Source organism: Nonomuraea basaltis (assembly GCF_005893125.1).
Lineage (GTDB): Bacteria > Actinomycetota > Actinomycetes > Streptosporangiales > Streptosporangiaceae > Nonomuraea > Nonomuraea basaltis.
Genome location: NZ_VCJS01000022.1, coordinates 25,910 through 40,693, shown reverse-complemented (window position 1 = coordinate 40,693; position 14,784 = coordinate 25,910). Strand labels below are relative to the sequence as shown.

Sequence of the window (14,784 nt, the reverse complement as noted above, 5' to 3'; positions counted from 1 at the left end):
ATGAAGATCCGCAAGAGGGTGACTGCCGCGCTCGCCTCGGTGGTGCTCACCGGCACCCTGCTGGCCGGATGCTCCACCGAGACCACCGGCACCTCCGCCGCGGCCTCGGTCAGCGCCTCGTCGGCCGTGGCGGGCGTGAACGGCGCGCAGGACGCCGCGGCCGTGCTGGCCGCCAACCAGGCCGATCACGCTGCGGACGGCGACGCGACCTGGGAGGAGTCCAAGGTCGTGGACATCAAGCTCGCGGGCGGTACGGCGACCGCCACCGGGGACGGGGTCACGATCGACGGCTCCACCGTGACGATCACCGCCGGCGGCACGTACCGGCTCACCGGCACCCTGACCGACGGCCAGGTCGTCGTCAACGCCCCGGACGCCACCGTGCGGCTGATTCTCGCCGGCGCCGACATCTCCAGCTCGTCCAGCGCGGCGATCGCCGCCACCGAAGCGGACAAGGTCATCGTGATCCTGGCCGACGGCAGTCAGAACACCCTCACCGACGCCGGCTCCTATGCCGACGACGCCGACGTCAATGCGGCCCTCTACAGCGCCGGCGACCTGACGATCACGGGCGATGGGGCGCTCACCGTACACGGCAGGGGCAACGACGCGATCGCCGGCCAGGACGGTCTGGTGATCGCTTCCGGCACCGTCACCGTCGACGCCGCCGATGACGGCATCCGCGGCAAGAACTACCTGGTGGTCGAGGGAGGCACGGTCACCGTCACCCAGGCCGGCGGCGACGGGCTCAAGGCCGACAACACCGAGGAGGCCGACGCCGGATACATCTCGATCACCGACGGCACGGTCGCGGTCACCGCCAAGGGCGACGGCCTTGACGCGGCCACCGACCTGCTGGTCACCGGCGGCAAGCTCACCGTCAGCAGCGGCGGCGGGAGCGGCGTCGCCCCGGCCGACGAGACCTCGGCCAAGGGGCTGAAGTCAGCGGTGATCACGGTGCTCGAAGGCGGCACCATCGCGGTCGACTCCTCCGACGACGCCGTCCACAGCGACGCGGCCGTCCACCTCAACGGCGCCTCCACCACCGTGGCCAGCGGGGACGACGGCGTGCACGCCGAGGGCGCCCTGGTGATCGACGACGGCACTCTGAAGATCACCTCGTCGGTCGAAGGGCTCGAAGGCGCCGCCATCGCGGTCAACGGCGGTCAGGTGAGCATCGTCTCCAGCGACGACGGGGTCAACGCGGCCGGCGGCACGACCGACGGGGCGGCGGCGGGCCGCGGTGGCGGCGAGGAGGTGGGCGACTACTCGGCGGTCGTCACCGGCGGCACTCTGGTGATCAACGCTGACGGTGACGGGTTCGACTCCAACGGCACGGCCGCGATCTCCGGCGGCACGGTCGTGGTCAACGGACCGACGCAGAACGGCAACGGGGCGCTCGACGTCAACGGGGACTTCACGATCAGCGGCGGGGTGCTGGTGGCCGCCGGCAGCGCGGGCATGGCCGTCGCGCCGGGCACCGACTCGGCTCAGGGCTGGCTGTCGGCCACGTTCGACTCGGCCGTGGCCGAGGGCACCACGCTGCACGTCGTCGACTCCGACGGCAAGGTGCTGGGCACGTTCGTCACCTCGAAGTCGATCCAGAGCCTCGTCTTCTCCTCTGCCGGCATCAAGAGCGGTACGGAGTACAAGATCTATGCCGGCGGGACCAGCTCGGGCACCAGCACGGGAGGGCTGGCCGCCTCCGGCGACCTGGGGTCGGCGGCACTCACGGCGACCGTGACCGCCGGCGAGGCCCCGGCCGGCGGGTTCGGCGGAGGCCCGGGCAGGCGATAGCACTTCAGGCAGTCGTGTGGGGGCCGGTCGGCGATCGGTCCCCACTCCGCTGCGGGCACCTTCCGCTTCAACGGGTGATCGATGTCACATCGATGCCGCGCTGACCAGCGGATTTCTCACGTGCGGTTAATGAACGCCCAAGGGGGCTCCCATGCCCGCCTTCGACTCTTGACGTCATGAGCGTCATGACGGCCACCCCCCATGTTCCCGCCACGGCGGCGGGTTCCGCCCCCACTGCCCTGTCCCGCCGGCTGCCGTCCTACGCGGTCGTCGGGTCCATGTGCACGGTGGCCTATCTGGTGCTGTTCTGGGCGCTCTCCGCGATCCTGCCGTCAATGGCCGCCAACACCGTCGCCATGCTGACCACGGCGATCGCCAACACCGCCGCCAACCGGAGGTTCACGTTCGGGGTGACCGGCAGAGCGGGAGCCGTACGCGATCACCTCGGCGGGCTCATCGCCTTCCTCATCGGCATGGGGATCTCCACGCTGAGCCTGGCCGTCATCCCCTCGGACTCGTCGGCGGCGGTGGAGCTGGCCGCGGTGATCCTGGCCAACGGGCTGGCCTCCGCGATCCGGTTCGTGCTCCTGCAGGGATGGGTGTTCAACCCCAGGCTGCGCCCGGCTGCCCCGTCGGCCGGGCCCGCGGCGGAGTGAGCGGGTGCGGGTGGAACGGACGGCTGCGGGAGCTACGTCGTTGCCGGTGGCTGCGGTGACAGGCGGAAGACGCGTAGCTCGCGGCCGGAGCGGTCGGTGTAGCCCTGGTACAGCGGCCAGAAGCGGATGAGGGTCTGCCACGCCTGCTCACGGTCGGTCCCGGTCAGCAGGCTCGCCGTCACGGGGAAGACGCGGCCGCGGTAGTTCACCGTGGCCTGCGGGGTCTTGAGCAGGTTGCCGCTCCAGGCGGGGTGGTGCTCCCTGCCGAAGTTGCTGCCGACCACGAGGAAGGTGCCGCCGTCCTCGGGCAGGCAGGCGAGCGGGCTCTCCCGGGCTTGCCCGGTCTTGCTGCCGATCGTGGTGAGCAGCAGGTGGGGGAGCATCTGGTCGCCCATGAGAACACGGCCGCCGGTCACCCGGTTGACGAAGCGGTCGAGGGGCGGCACGATCTTGGGCGCGACCAGGGCGAAGCCCTTGGTGCTCGCGAGCCACTGGAAGAACGGGCGCAGCGCGGCGCTCATGCGTGCCCTGGCCCCGCCGCTGGACTGGTGCTGCTCGACCACGGTGACCTCACGTCCGGATCTGATGGCGCTGGTGACGGGGGCAAGGATATCGACCTAGCAAGCGTTTGGTCTAGGAGTAGGGGCGTCCGGTCCACCCAGGCTCTAATCACGGCCTGCCTCTCGCGCCACGCTCTCCAGCCGGCTCCGGTACGTCTCCCACCACGTCTGGTCGCCCGGCGCCATGTTGCCGGTGCCGGCTCGCAGTCCGACGGCACCGTCGATCAGCTCCCGGACGATGTCGGCGTGTCCGCCGTGCCGGTTGGTCTCGGCGAGCACGTGGGTCAGGATCCGGTGCAGCGTGACCCTGTCATCGGGGTCCGGCCACCACGGCACGTGGCCGATCGCGTCCAGCGGCAGCGCGTTGATCGTCGCGTCCGCGTGCGCCCAGGCCCGGTGGTACAGGCCGATGATCTCCTCGCGGGACTCTTCGGCGGTCGCCCACATGTCCGCGTTGGGCTCCGCGTCGTCCTCCATCCAGGGCAGCGGCTCGTCGAACGGCCGGCCGAAGGTGGCGCCGAAGTATCCCAGCTCGACGCCGGCCACATGTTTGACCAGGCCCAGCAGGTTGGTGCCGGTCGCGGTCAGTGGCCGGCGGACGTCGTACTCCGAAAGTCCGTCGAGCTTCCACAGCAGGGCCTCGCGGGCCCGCTGCAGGTAACGGTGGAGGTCGGCTTTCGGGTCCGATTCGATCATGCCGGACATTCTGTCACTCCTCCGGCCTCGCGGGTCTCGGTGCTCGGCCGTGGGGGCGTCAGCGGCGGGGCCACAGGTTTGTACATGTTGCTGGGCCGCTTCGAGGTTTGCCGGGTTAACTGGTGATTCTGGGGCTGGAGAGAAGCTCGCCCGGTCTCGACCACGCAAAGGGGGCGGCCGGTTGATCAGGGGCCTGGGTGCTCGGCGTCGTACGCGGCGACGGCGCGCTTGCCCGCGGTCATCCGCCACGCCTGCTCCAGCAGCGAGGCGATCTCGGACCAGTCCGGCTCGACCTCGTGCATCTCGACGCCGACCCAGGACTTGACGTAGGCGGGGCGGAAGTAGCGTGCGGGGTCGGCGGCGAGCAGCGTATCCAGCTCGCCCGGCGGCGCCTTCACGCACAACGCCAGCCGCCCGTCCCCGTGGTGGTCGATGAGCAACCACGCGATGCGCTTGCGGCCCAGCATGAACCCGACGTGCCCGAACGAGTCCTCCGCGACCACCCCGGGAAGCCCGGCGACCAGCTCGGCCACCCGCCCCCGCACCTGCTCGACGTCCGTATCCGTCCAACTGCCGGCCATGCTCGGCAGCTTAGAACGGGCCACCGACAAACGCCCGCGCTCCCAACGCGATCGGCCACACCACCAGCAGGTACGACTCGCCCGGACGGTTCGACAACCGCTCGCCCCGCCGGGCACGGCCGTGGACCTGCATGCCGTAGCGGCCAGCTCCCTGGTAGGTCAGATTCGGCGGTTCCTCGCCGTCGGTGGACCGGCCCGGGATCCGCATGACACCGGTCGTCGTGATGAACTCGATCTCCTCGACCTCGTCCCAGGCCGTGACCGGCCCGCGCGGCGGGGAGGGCTCCCACCGCACGTGCACCCCCACCGCGCCCCGGCGCTTGACCGTCCTGATGACCAGCGCGTCGGGAGCGGCGGCGACCAGCCCCTCGGGCAGCTCCGGGTCCGTCGCGGTGTCCTGGTGCGGGTTGACGATGCGTAACCGGTGCTCAGACGCCATGGCCACGGCCCGCACGGGCGTGGGCGGCAGGGGACGCAGCTGCTCGCGGGCGATGCGGCCCGGCTCGTCCTGCGGCCGGGCGTGCTCCTGGGCCCTGCGGCGTATCTCGGTCACCTTGTCGGGCAGTCCCAGCTCCTGGGCGACGCCCACTCCCAGCTTGGCGCACGCCTCGGGCCCGACGTCGATGGGCCAGACGGTGACCAGGTAGAACTCGAACGGCACACTCGGCACGGCGGTGGGGTCGAGGTCGCGGCCGCGTGCGTGAACCCGCATGCCGTAGCGGCCGGGTCCCAGCGGCGTGAGCACGGGCAGTGCCTCCGGCAGGTCGCCCATGAGGCCCGACAGCCGCATCTCGCCCGTGAAGCTGATCAGCTCCACGTCCTCCACCTCGTCCCATCCGCCGGGGGCGGTGGCGGGAGGAGCCGTGGCGGCGAGCTCCACGGTGACGTCGACGACCCCGGTGTGGATGCCCGTCAGGATCACGGCGGCCCCAGGGGCCGACGCCGTCAGGCCGTTGGGGGCGTGGCTCGGGGCGTTCGCGCCCGTCGGCTCCGCTACCAGCATCTGGTGATAGCTCACGTGTACGTCCGACCGGGCGGACGTGGGAGATGGCGTGCTCATACGGACCCTTTCGTGTGACGTGAACGATCCGGGGCCGAGTTTGACAGGCCGGTCCGACAGAACGGCAATGGGACGAGTCTTGTCGGGGGTCGCCGGAGCCGCGCATCTAGCGCTCTTTACCGGCGGCCCCTATTCTCACACGTCGTGAAACTTCTCAAGATCGCGGTGCTGACGTGCGCCCTCATGGCGCCGATCGCCGGTACGGCCACCGCGCAGTCGGCGGCATACCCGGTGAAAGACTCCGACCTCACCGCCAACCCGCTCTACGAAACGGACCCACTGCCCGCGACCACGTGCAAGGAGCCGCAGCTCAAGCCCAACAACCGCACACAGGCGCGCGCCTACCTGGACGCGGTCATCGCCTGCCTGGAAACCACGTGGGAGCAGCACCTGACGAACGCCGGCCTGAGTTACAAGAAGGTCAAGGTGCGGCACATGGATCGGATTCCCAAGAAGTACTGCGGCTTCGAGGTGGGAAAGGAGAATTCCCAGGCCTGGTATTGCGAGCGCACTGACACGCTGGTCTTCCAGCTCGGCAAGGATTGGCTGAACGACCCTTCCGATCTGTGGCTGTTCAACACGGCGGCCTCCATGTACGGCTACCACGTGCAGAAGCTCGTGGGAATCTTCGACGGTTACGAGAAATTGCGCTACGGCAAAAAGGCCGAGATGTACGAGCAGGAGCGCCGCCTGAGCCTCCAGACCGAATGCCTCGGCGCCGCCTTCATGAAGAGCGTGTGGCCGATGGAGGGCAGGACGACGAAGGACTGGAACGAGCTCGTGCGCCTCCTCGCGGGTGACGAGCCCGGCGAGGAGCGCTGGTACGGCAAGACGAGCACCGTCAGGGCCTGGGCCAAGCGCGGGTTCGCCACCGGCGATCCGGGTTCGTGCAACACCTGGGCCGTGCCGTCCGCCAAGGTAGCGTGATCTGAAGAGGCCAGGCAGAAGGACCGGATGCGCGCACTGCCGGCGTGGCTGCTCGCCGCGTTCATGTTGGTCGCGGCCTGCGGCGGCGGCGACGACCCTCCTGCCAACCCGAAGTTACGTGCCGAGCTGCTGCAGATGTTGAAGGTCGACCAGGAGGTCAGGACCCTGGAGGCGTCCGAGGCGGACTGGGATCGCGTCGAGAAGGCCAACACCGACCGCATGCGCCAGATCCTCGACGCGCACGGCTGGCCGGGATACGCCCTGGTCGGCAAGGACGGCGCGCACGCCGCCTGGGCGCTGATCCAGCACGCCGACCTCGACCTCGACCTGCAGCGGCGAGGCTTGGAGCTGATGCGGCAGGCTGTGGAGAAAGATGACGCGGACCCGTCCGACCTGGCCTTTCTGGTGGACCGGGTGCGGGTGGCGGAGAAGAAGCCTCAGGTGTACGGCACGCAGTGGGAGACCGATCAGCAGGGCCGATGGCGGCCCCGCACCCCGATCGAGAACGAGGCCCAGGTGGACGAGCGGCGCGCGGACGTCGGGCTGAAGCCGCTGAAGGAGTATCTGGAGGAGCTCAAGTCGGCGAAGTGACGGCTAACATGTAAGCGCTGTTACATTTTCGCGGAGAGGAGCCCGCTTGTATCCCCCGATCGAGCCCTACGACCACGGCCTGCTCGACACCGGCGACGGCAACCTCGTCTACTGGGAGGTCTGCGGCAACCCCGAGGGCAAGCCCGCGCTCGTCGTGCACGGCGGGCCGGGCTCGGGCTGCTCGACCGGCGCGCGGCGCACGTTCGACCCTGAGCGCTACCGGATCGTCCTGTTCGACCAGCGCAACTGCGGCCGCAGCCGCCCGCACGCCGGCGACCCGGCGACCGACCTGAGCACCAACACCACGCACCACCTCATCGCCGACATGGAGCGCCTGCGCGAGCACCTCGGCATCGACAGGTGGCTGCTGTACGGCGGCTCGTGGGGCTCGACGCTGATGCTGGCCTACGCCGAGGCACATCCCGACCGCGTGTCGGAGATGGTCATCGTCGCCGTGACGATGACCCGCCGCACCGAGATCGACTGGCTCTACCGCGGCTCCGGCCGGTTCTTCCCCGAGGAGTGGGAGCGGTTTCGGCAGGGCGTGCCCGAGGCCGACCGGGACGGCGACACGTTCGCGCTGCTGGCGGCGTACTCGCGGCTCATGGCCGGCCCCGACCCGGAGGTGCGTGCGAAGGCGGCCCACGACTGGACGGCGTGGGAGGACGCGCTGATCTCCCAGGAGACCAACGGCAAGCCGGGCTCCTACAGCGACCGGCCGCCGGACGCGCTGCTGGCCTTCGTGCGGATCTGCGCCCACTATTTCTCCAACGCCGCCTGGCTGGAGGAGGGCGTGCTGCTGCGCGAGGCGGGACGGCTGGCCGGGATCCCCGGCGTGCTGATCCACGGTCGCATGGACATGAGCGGTCCGCTCATCACGGCGTGGGAGCTGGCCCAGGTGTGGCCGGACGCCCGGCTCGTCGTGGTGGAGGACTCCGGGCACACCGGCAGCGAGACCATGCGGAAGGAGATCTTCGCGGCGCTCGACGCCTTCGCCGGCCGGTGAGAGCGTGGGATCCCGCGGCTCGCGATCATCTGAGGGCTTGAGGACGGTGCCCGGTGACCATCGCGTCGCCGTCGGTCGATTCCGTACGGTGAGCCGCGGGTTCGCACGATCACGAAGGTAACCGCGCCGCCCATTCGGCCACCACCTATTTAACGTTTGCGGCCAGTACGCGGACGCGTGGGCGCCTGCGGCGGGAGCACCTCGACCGACGTCTTGCGAATGTGGTCGTAGACCAGCGAGGTGCGGACGTCGGCGATGTTGCGGTGGCGCGCGACGTGGTCGAGGACGAAGTCACGCAGGTGGCCCGCGTCGCGCACGCCCACCTGGATGATGAAGTCGTCCCCGCCCGACACGACGAAGACGGCGAGCGTCTCGGGCAGGGCGGCGACGTAGTCGCGGAAGCCCTCGACGGCCTCGCGGATCTTGGGATGCAGCCGCACGCTGATCAGCGCCTGGACCGGGCGGCCGACGGCGTCCAGGTTGACCTCGGCGTGGAAGCCCTCGATCACGCCGTTCGCGCGCAGCGAGCGCACCCGCTCCAGGCAGGTCGAGGGCGCGATGCCGATGCGCTCGGCCAGCTCTCGGTTGGTCTGGCGGCCGTCGCGCTGCAGCTCGACGAGGATCGCCGTATCAAGTTCGTCCACGGGCCCATCTTCGCACGGACTTCCGAACTTCCTTCGGCATTTGAGCTTTCGAGTTGATGGAGCAACGGTATAGGCGTGAGTCTGCTGTGAGAACTTCGGAGAAGGGACCTGTAGATGAGCGTGCTCACCGAACTCGACCGCCGCGGCGACCTGCCCACCAAGGAGCTCCCGGTCAAGTGGGCGATCGTGATCGACCGTGACCTGCCGCGCGGGCTGCAGGCCAACGCCGCCGCCTGCCTGGCCGCCTCCGTGGGAGTCGCGGTGCCGGCGATCGTCGGCTCGGGCGGCGTGGACGCCTCGGGGCTCGCGCACGCCGGGCTGCCGTGGACGGGATGCGCGGTGCTGGCCGCCCCTGCCGCAGTCGTGCGCCGGATCAGGCACGACGCGGCCGCCGAGGCGGACCTGATCGTCTCCGACATGGCCGACATCGCCCAGCGCGCGGACGCGTACGACGACTACCTGGCCGCGCTGGCCCGTACCGAGGAGCCGTCCTACTACGCCGTCAGCCTCTTCGGCCCGCGTCCCGCCGTGGAGCGCCTCACCGGACGGCTTCCCCTGCTGCGCTGATCACGTCGGCAAGCTGGTGTCTCAATAGTGTCGCGAATTGTGTCTCGAAATTCATCGGCCAGGTGGCGGTAGAGCGTCGCGCGGGACACCCCGAGCGTGCGGGCGATCTCGGCGGCCGTGTGCTCGCCGGACGCGTGCATCCGCCGCGCCGTCTCGACCGCCTCCGGGGTCATCGCTCCTGGCCGGCCGCGTCGGCGTCCCGGTGCCCGGGGGGCAGGCCTGCTCGGGGGCGGCCCCTCCAGCAGCCGCTCCACCCCGGACAGCACGGCGGGCCGCAGCATGTCGGCCGGCAGGTCGGCGAACCCCAGGGCGTGCGCCACGTCGGCGACCGCCTGGCCGTGGCGGGGCCGGCGGCGTCCCTCGGCCAGCCTTGCCTGGAGGTGCCAGGCGTACGGCGGGCAGCCGGTGGCCCTGGTGAACGACCGGATGAGGTGCTCACGGGACATCCCGGCGCCTTCGGCGAGGTCGGCCAGGGACGGTGGGGCGACAGGTCCCCGCGCAGCCGGTCGAGTACGGCGCCGATCCTGGCGTCAACGGACACGTCACTGATCTCGTGGCCTGACTTGCCGGCGGCTCGGTCGAGCAGGTGGAGCAGGACCAGCGTCAGCCGTTCCTCGATCAGTGCCGGGTCGCCGCCGACCGGCAGGTCGCGGGCCGCACTGGACCTGGCCGGGGTTGTAAACGGTCACCTCGTCCAGGTCGACGTCGAACGAGGCGCGATCCAGGCGCACCGCCTCGCGGCCGTACAGGTTGGTGCTGATCACGTACTCGTCGTGGCTGTGCCGGGGAAACCCGCCGGACGCCGGCCTGAGCACGGCCAACTGCATGCCGTTCAAGTCCCTGACCAGCTGCATACCGGCAAGATTAGGTCATACAGCAGGAACCAGGACGCGCCGCCCAGGTGAAGCACCAGGTCAGCCACGGCCACGCCGGCCAGGGCCAGCGCGACCAGCACGAGCAGCGCGCTCACCCACAGCGGCGAGCGATAGCCGAACCCGGCGCCGATGGCGATCCCGCCGAGCCAGGGACCGCAGGCCGGTACACCGGGTGGGGTGGCAAGGTCTCGATCAAGGTGCCGGGCCCCAGCCAGGCGAGTTCGTCCGGAAGTATCACAGTTCAGCGTACGCACTGGATTGTCGCCCCTGAGGCGTCCGAGCATTGACAGCGTGACCGCTAGGAGCCGCACCTTCTCCAGGGCGCGGCTCGGCCGCACCGCCCTTGCCTCAGCGTTCGCGCTGGCGACGCTCGGCGTCTACGTCTGGGCCGCCGTCGAGATGGCGCCGGTCTCGTCGGATCCGCCGGAGCCCGCGCCGTCCTGCCTCGCCGTCACGCTGGGTGAGTCAGCCTGGAGGGCGACTCCCGGACCCGTCCCCACGTGCATCACCGTCGCGCAGGCCCCGGCCGCCGTCGAAGTGGATTCGTGGTGGCGGCCCGGGCACCCCCGGCGGACCGCCAGATCCCAGGTCAGCGTTGCGCCTGCGACGGGTGCCGAGGTGGCCACGTTCCCCTTCAAGAAGGAGACGAGCGAGAACTCCACCGTCGCCCCTCCCGCGCCGGATGCGGCGTTCGTCAAGGTGAGCATCGTGCACACGGTACGGCTCAGCCGGACCGACCCGGCGCTGAAGGACCTCCGCTCCGCCAAAGACCTCCCGGACCTCACCGACTTCGTCCAGTCCGCGTTCGGGCAGATAGACACCGACGGTTCCTCCTACTACTACGGGACGTACTTCCATCCCCCGAAGCTGAGCTCGCCCGGGCCTGATGGCAGCGTCCTCGTCACCCTCACCGCCATCGGATACAGCCAGTATCTGCACAGCAGCCCACTGATCGGGCTGGAGCTGACGGAGTCGGATGAGTCGGATACGTCTGATCCTGCGACGTCCGACCCGCCTTTCGAGACGTACACGGTCCACGTCTCGCTCGCCGGATGGACTGTCGCGGGCGTTTCCGGACAGATCCCGGCCACGCTGCGACTCGGCTCCCTCGACCTGGCCGGGCAGACGACCACGCGTATCGCCCTGATATCGGTCGAAGACGTTCCCTCGGCCGAAGAGCTCAGCTCATATCTGGGGGGCGGCACGCTGCCGCCCGTGGCCCAGGCGGCAGCAGAGCAGGACCCCAGTGACGTCGTGAACGCCGTGCTGCTGGGGGTGACCTCGCTCGCTCTGGCCCTCATGCTGGCCCGGGCGCTCGGCCGCGCGTGGTGGCGGCGCCGCCTCAACTGGATCCTGGTGGCGGCCTTCACGGTGTTCGCGCTGCTCTGGTGGAACCGGTGGCTTGACCAGGAACTCGTGGGGATGAGTGGCCAGCTGCTCCTGGCCGGGATAGCCGTGCATCACGCCCTCCGGCGTCTCGGCCCGCCGCGCTGGTCGTTATCCCGGTGGATGCCGCTCGCCTCCGCCATCGCCCTGCTTGCCGGGATCGTGACGGCGGGCTGGATCCTGGTCTTCACGGAGGGCACCGCCACCTGGGCGGCCGCGTCGCTGCTCGCGCTTGTCCTGGCGCTGCTGTTCCTGCCTGGTCGGCGCGCGTGGGCACTACCCTCCGCGGCGCTGGCCGCGCTCGGACTCTCGGTGGTTCTGTTCCTGCGGGCGGAACTTCTGCCGGACTCCTTCGGCTATGTTGTGATCGTCGTCGTGCACCTGCTCTGGTGGGCGGTGCTGGCATCGGGGCTGGCGGTGAGCACGGGACGATGGTCCGTTCAGGACGCGTTCCTATGCCTGGCCGCCATGGTCGCCCTCTCTGCCATCTTCGTGTCAAGCCCAGAGCAGGTCGGCACCGCCCCGCTCGCCGACTTTCTCCCGTTCGCCTTGCCGATCGCCGTCCTCGTCTTCCTCGTTATCCGGCTCTGCCGGCTCGGTCGAAGTCCGGACGCGATCATCAAACCGGAGGCGTACGCCACGTCTGTGCTGGTCCTGATGACGCTCTACCTGGCACCGACGCTGGGCGGGGTGGGGATCTCCTCGCTGCTGGCCTGGGCGGCGCTCGCCTGGCTGCTGTCCGGACCTGCCGCGCTGCGGGCGCCCAGCCTGGTCATCACCTCGCCGCCGGCCCACCGGTCGGCGATCCAGGCCGCGATCCGGCGCAGGTTCATGCAGTCCGCGGAGAGGGACCTCTTCCGCACGGGACGCGGCCGGATAGCCTCCGGCGAGGTTTCCGTGACCGACTACGAAGAGCAGCGCAGATCGCTGGAGCAGGCCATCGCGGACACGAACGGGGCCCCGATCGATCCCGACCTCGCCTTCGCCACGACCGCCGGACGGCCCCCGTGGGAGAACGGGCTGATCGGGGCCGGCGTCGGGCTCGTCCTGACCCTGCCGCTGGCCCTGGTCCACCAGTGGCCGCTCGGTGACAACCCCTTCGCGATCCTGTACGCCTGCCGCACCCTGCTGACGATGCCCGCGTTCGGCTTCGTCTTCGGCTTCTTCTACCCGCGTGTTCGCGGTGACCAGCCGCTGGCCAAGGCGCTGAACCTGCTGCTCGCCGGGGTCGCGGTCCAGATCTCCACCAAGTTCACGCAGTTCACCGGCGCCGAGTTGGACACAGGCGAGAAGTTCACACTCCTGGCGGTCGTGTCCGGTGAGACGGCGCTTTTCGCCATCGGCCTCGGGCTGTTCTGGGAATGGCGGCTGATGCGCCTGGCCGAGGAGCCGTGGGCCAAGATTCGCAGCGTACGGAGCATCCGCGCGCTCGCCGCGCCGCTCACCGCGGTGCTCATCGCCGCGGCGACGACGGTGACCACGACCTTGGCGAGCGGCATCACCGATTCATTCAGGCCGGCGCCCCTGCCGACGATCTCGCACTCTCCGACGGCTCCCACCGGTGGGCCTACTCCCGGGCCCAAGTAAGGCGGACACCCAGGGCGGCCGATGAGTTGGTCCGGCGCGTTGCGGACGGACGACATATCCCGTTATCTTGGAATAGTCATTCCAAGATAGGAAGTGTCGATGCCGGATGTGAAGCATTTCGACCCTGACGCGGTGCTGGAGCAGGTGGAGCGCCTGTTCTGGCGGCGCGGCGCCGCGTCCACCGGGATCGCGGAGGTCGTGGCGGCCACCGGGCTCAGCCGCTCCAGCCTGTACGCCACCTTCGGCGGCAAGCAAGAGCTGTACGTGAAAGCGCTGCGCCGCTACGTCGACCAGCGGTCGCAGCCGATCTTCCAGGCCCTGGCGGACGACGGGCGCGGCCTGGCGGCCATCGAGGACTTCTTCGACCGGCTGATCGAGGCCCGGTGCGCCGGCGAGCACGCGCGCTGGGGATGCATGGTCTCCAACGCCCACGCCGACGGCGGTGACCCGCAGGTGCGCCGCGTGCTGGACCAGCATCAGGACCGGCTGCGTACGGCGATGCGCACCGCACTCGAGTCCGGCGAGCCGCGCCCGGACCTGGATCTGGACGCGGTCGCCGAAATGCTCACCCTGCTGGCCTACGGGGTGAACCTGCGCTCGCGCGCCGGCGCGGACGCCACCGGCCTGCGGCGGGGCGTGTCCGCCGCACTCGAGTCCCTGAGAAACCCGGAGAATCAGAGATGAACAACGCCAGACCGCAGGCAGTGATCTTCGATGTGAACGAGACGCTCACCGACATGGAGCCGCTGCGGGTCAGGTTCGAGGACGTCGGGCTGCCCGGCCACCTGATGGACACCTGGTTCGCGAGCGTGCTGCGCGACGGTTTCGCGATCACCGCGGCGGGCGGGTTCGCCGAGTTCGCCCAGATCGCCAAGGACGTCCTCCGAGCGCTGAGCCTGGACGACAAGGCCGTGGGCCACGTGCTGAGCGGATTCGCCGAGCTGCGGGTGCATCCCGACGTGCCGGAGGGGATGCGGATGCTGCGCGCGGCCGGCCTCCGCCTGTTCACGATGACCAACGGCGCCGCGGCCATGACCGAGGGGATCCTGGGCCGTGAAGGGCTGCTCGACCTCGTTGAGGCCAGGCTGGACGTGAGCGGCCCGCGGGTGTGGAAGCCCGCCCCGGCCGCCTACGACTACGCCGTCGGCCGCGCCGGCGTGAGCCCCGGCCAGGCGGCCCTGGTCGCAGTGCACCCGTGGGACATCGACGGCGCCCAGCGGGCCGGGCTGGTGGGCGCGTACCTGGACCGGCGCGGGACGGCGTACCCGAGCGTGATGAGCGCCCCGCAGGTGTCGGCCCCGGACCTGCGGGCGCTGGCGAATCTCTGGGTGTCGGTTTCCCGGCCCTGAAGGGATCAGGCCCGCCTCACCGCCTGCCCGGGAAGAAGTCCGCACCCTGGACGTACTCCATCGCCTTCGTGAACTCCGGGTCGCTCAGGCGGCGCTCCAGCTCCTCCGGTGAGACGTCCTCGATGTGAGTCTGGATCCACCACAGGTTCCCGAACGGGTCCCGGACCCGTCCCACCATGTCGCCGAAGAACAGGTGCGTGACCTCGGTGACCGACGTCCCGCCCGCCTCGACCGCCCGGCGGTGCGTGGCGCCGGCGTCGGGCACGTACAGGCGCAGGAAGCCGGGCGTCGCGGGCCAGCCCGGCTTCGCGTCGAACAGCATCACCACCGCGTTCCCGATCCGCACCTCCGCGTGGCTGATGCGGCCCTCGTCGTCGGTCATGCGGCCCAGCTCCACGGCGTCGAACGCGCTCTTGATGTAGTCGATGAGGCCGGCCGTGTCGTGCGAGATCAGCCACGGCGTCACGGTGGTGTAGCCCTCGGGGATCGGGTTGAAGGTCAT

The 14,784-nt window shown here is 70.2% G+C and carries 17 protein-coding genes; 9 read left to right on the top strand and 8 right to left on the bottom strand.

Translation table 11 applies throughout. The features are described from left to right. Both EJK15_RS13280 and EJK15_RS13275 read left to right on the top strand, forming a co-directional pair. Complete coding sequence (locus EJK15_RS13280; protein WP_138710693.1) at positions 1 to 1,797, top strand: carbohydrate-binding domain-containing protein; 1,797 nt, start codon at positions 1 to 3, stop codon at positions 1,795 to 1,797. Between the two features lie 176 nt (positions 1,798 to 1,973). Beyond that, complete coding sequence (locus EJK15_RS13275; RefSeq protein WP_138710692.1) at positions 1,974 to 2,453, top strand: GtrA family protein; 480 nt, start codon at positions 1,974 to 1,976, stop codon at positions 2,451 to 2,453. Positions 2,454 to 2,485: 32 nt separating this feature from the next. Here the strand turns inward: EJK15_RS13275 and EJK15_RS13270 are convergent, their stop codons facing one another. From EJK15_RS13270 to EJK15_RS13255, 4 genes are all read right to left on the bottom strand, one after another. Continuing rightward, positions 2,486 to 3,016 carry a nitroreductase family deazaflavin-dependent oxidoreductase gene (locus EJK15_RS13270; protein ID WP_240776941.1) on the bottom strand — a complete coding sequence of 177 codons (531 nt, stop codon included), beginning with the start codon at positions 3,014 to 3,016 and terminating at the stop codon, positions 2,486 to 2,488. Between the two features lie 102 nt (positions 3,017 to 3,118). Beyond that, on the bottom strand, positions 3,119 to 3,709 hold the full coding sequence (locus EJK15_RS13265; RefSeq protein WP_138710691.1) for a DinB family protein: 591 nt from the start codon (positions 3,707 to 3,709) through the stop codon (positions 3,119 to 3,121). A gap of 185 nt (positions 3,710 to 3,894) precedes the next feature. After that, entirely contained in the window at positions 3,895 to 4,290 is a 396-nt protein-coding gene (locus EJK15_RS13260; RefSeq protein ID WP_138710690.1) for an MmcQ/YjbR family DNA-binding protein, read from the bottom strand. Positions 4,291 to 4,300: 10 nt separating this feature from the next. Continuing rightward, entirely contained in the window at positions 4,301 to 5,308 is a 1,008-nt protein-coding gene (locus EJK15_RS13255) for a hypothetical protein (protein ID WP_138710689.1), read from the bottom strand. 186 nt (positions 5,309 to 5,494) lie between these two features. Here EJK15_RS13255 and EJK15_RS13250 point away from each other — a divergent pair, with 186 nt between their 5' ends. The 3 genes from EJK15_RS13250 to pip are packed head-to-tail and all read left to right on the top strand — an operon-like array spanning position 5,495 to position 7,874. Next, the gene (locus EJK15_RS13250; RefSeq protein ID WP_138710688.1) at positions 5,495 to 6,277 is read left to right on the top strand and encodes a neutral zinc metallopeptidase; all 783 of its coding nucleotides are present in this window, start codon (positions 5,495 to 5,497) and stop codon (positions 6,275 to 6,277) included. A gap of 27 nt (positions 6,278 to 6,304) precedes the next feature. Next, on the top strand, positions 6,305 to 6,868 hold the full coding sequence (locus EJK15_RS13245; RefSeq protein ID WP_206060825.1) for a DUF6624 domain-containing protein: 564 nt from the start codon (positions 6,305 to 6,307) through the stop codon (positions 6,866 to 6,868). 46 nt (positions 6,869 to 6,914) lie between these two features. Beyond that, positions 6,915 to 7,874, top strand: a complete 960-nt coding sequence (pip, locus tag EJK15_RS13240) for a prolyl aminopeptidase (protein WP_138710687.1) — start codon at positions 6,915 to 6,917, stop codon at positions 7,872 to 7,874. Positions 7,875 to 8,023: 149 nt separating this feature from the next. Here pip and EJK15_RS13235 read toward each other — a convergent pair whose 3' ends face one another. After that, entirely contained in the window at positions 8,024 to 8,518 is a 495-nt protein-coding gene (locus EJK15_RS13235) for an Lrp/AsnC family transcriptional regulator (RefSeq protein WP_138710686.1), read from the bottom strand. A 114-nt stretch (positions 8,519 to 8,632) separates the two neighbouring features. Here EJK15_RS13235 and EJK15_RS13230 point away from each other — a divergent pair, with 114 nt between their 5' ends. After that, entirely contained in the window at positions 8,633 to 9,085 is a 453-nt protein-coding gene (locus EJK15_RS13230) for a DUF2000 domain-containing protein (protein WP_138710685.1), read from the top strand. On the opposite strand, the gene EJK15_RS13225 is transcribed toward EJK15_RS13230, so the two are convergent. Together EJK15_RS13225 and EJK15_RS13220 are read right to left on the bottom strand one after the other, a co-directional pair. After that, the gene (locus EJK15_RS13225) at positions 9,013 to 9,558 is read right to left on the bottom strand and encodes a helix-turn-helix domain-containing protein (protein ID WP_276615390.1); all 546 of its coding nucleotides are present in this window, start codon (positions 9,556 to 9,558) and stop codon (positions 9,013 to 9,015) included. The genes EJK15_RS13230 and EJK15_RS13225 overlap by 73 nt on opposite strands. A gap of 69 nt (positions 9,559 to 9,627) precedes the next feature. Continuing rightward, on the bottom strand, positions 9,628 to 9,939 hold the full coding sequence (locus EJK15_RS13220) for an AraC family ligand binding domain-containing protein (RefSeq protein WP_138710683.1): 312 nt from the start codon (positions 9,937 to 9,939) through the stop codon (positions 9,628 to 9,630). A 312-nt stretch (positions 9,940 to 10,251) separates the two neighbouring features. On the opposite strand from EJK15_RS13220, the gene EJK15_RS13210 reads away from it, so the two are divergent. The 3 genes from EJK15_RS13210 (at position 10,252) to EJK15_RS13200 (ending at position 14,282) form a co-directional block, all read left to right on the top strand. After that, entirely contained in the window at positions 10,252 to 12,933 is a 2,682-nt protein-coding gene (locus tag EJK15_RS13210; RefSeq protein WP_138710682.1) for a hypothetical protein, read from the top strand. A gap of 99 nt (positions 12,934 to 13,032) precedes the next feature. Then, complete coding sequence (locus tag EJK15_RS13205) at positions 13,033 to 13,617, top strand: TetR/AcrR family transcriptional regulator (protein WP_138710681.1); 585 nt, start codon at positions 13,033 to 13,035, stop codon at positions 13,615 to 13,617. Next, positions 13,614 to 14,282: a haloacid dehalogenase type II gene (locus EJK15_RS13200; protein WP_138710680.1), complete on the top strand. Its 669-nt coding sequence runs from the start codon at positions 13,614 to 13,616 to the stop codon at positions 14,280 to 14,282. Before EJK15_RS13205 ends, EJK15_RS13200 begins: the two co-directional genes overlap by 4 nt. A 16-nt stretch (positions 14,283 to 14,298) precedes the next feature. Here the strand turns inward: EJK15_RS13200 and EJK15_RS13195 are convergent, their stop codons facing one another. Beyond that, positions 14,299 to 14,784, bottom strand: coding sequence for a VOC family protein (locus EJK15_RS13195; protein WP_138710679.1), 486 nt, complete (start codon positions 14,782 to 14,784; stop codon positions 14,299 to 14,301).

Coding starts and splice junctions, on each gene's coding strand:
- EJK15_RS13220 (WP_138710683.1), bottom strand. CDS start 9,939: ATGCAGCTGGTCAGGGACTTGAACGGCATGCAGTTGGCCGTGCTCAGG.
- EJK15_RS13200 (WP_138710680.1), top strand. CDS start 13,614: ATGAACAACGCCAGACCGCAGGCAGTGATCTTCGATGTGAACGAGACG.
- EJK15_RS13275 (WP_138710692.1), top strand. CDS start 1,974: ATGAGCGTCATGACGGCCACCCCCCATGTTCCCGCCACGGCGGCGGGT.
- EJK15_RS13260 (WP_138710690.1), bottom strand. CDS start 4,290: ATGGCCGGCAGTTGGACGGATACGGACGTCGAGCAGGTGCGGGGGCGG.
- EJK15_RS13205 (WP_138710681.1), top strand. CDS start 13,033: ATGCCGGATGTGAAGCATTTCGACCCTGACGCGGTGCTGGAGCAGGTG.
- EJK15_RS13195 (WP_138710679.1), bottom strand. CDS start 14,784: ATGACCTTCAACCCGATCCCCGAGGGCTACACCACCGTGACGCCGTGG.
- EJK15_RS13280 (WP_138710693.1), top strand. CDS start 1: ATGAAGATCCGCAAGAGGGTGACTGCCGCGCTCGCCTCGGTGGTGCTC.
- EJK15_RS13245 (WP_206060825.1), top strand. CDS start 6,305: ATGCGCGCACTGCCGGCGTGGCTGCTCGCCGCGTTCATGTTGGTCGCG.
- EJK15_RS13230 (WP_138710685.1), top strand. CDS start 8,633: ATGAGCGTGCTCACCGAACTCGACCGCCGCGGCGACCTGCCCACCAAG.
- EJK15_RS13265 (WP_138710691.1), bottom strand. CDS start 3,709: ATGATCGAATCGGACCCGAAAGCCGACCTCCACCGTTACCTGCAGCGG.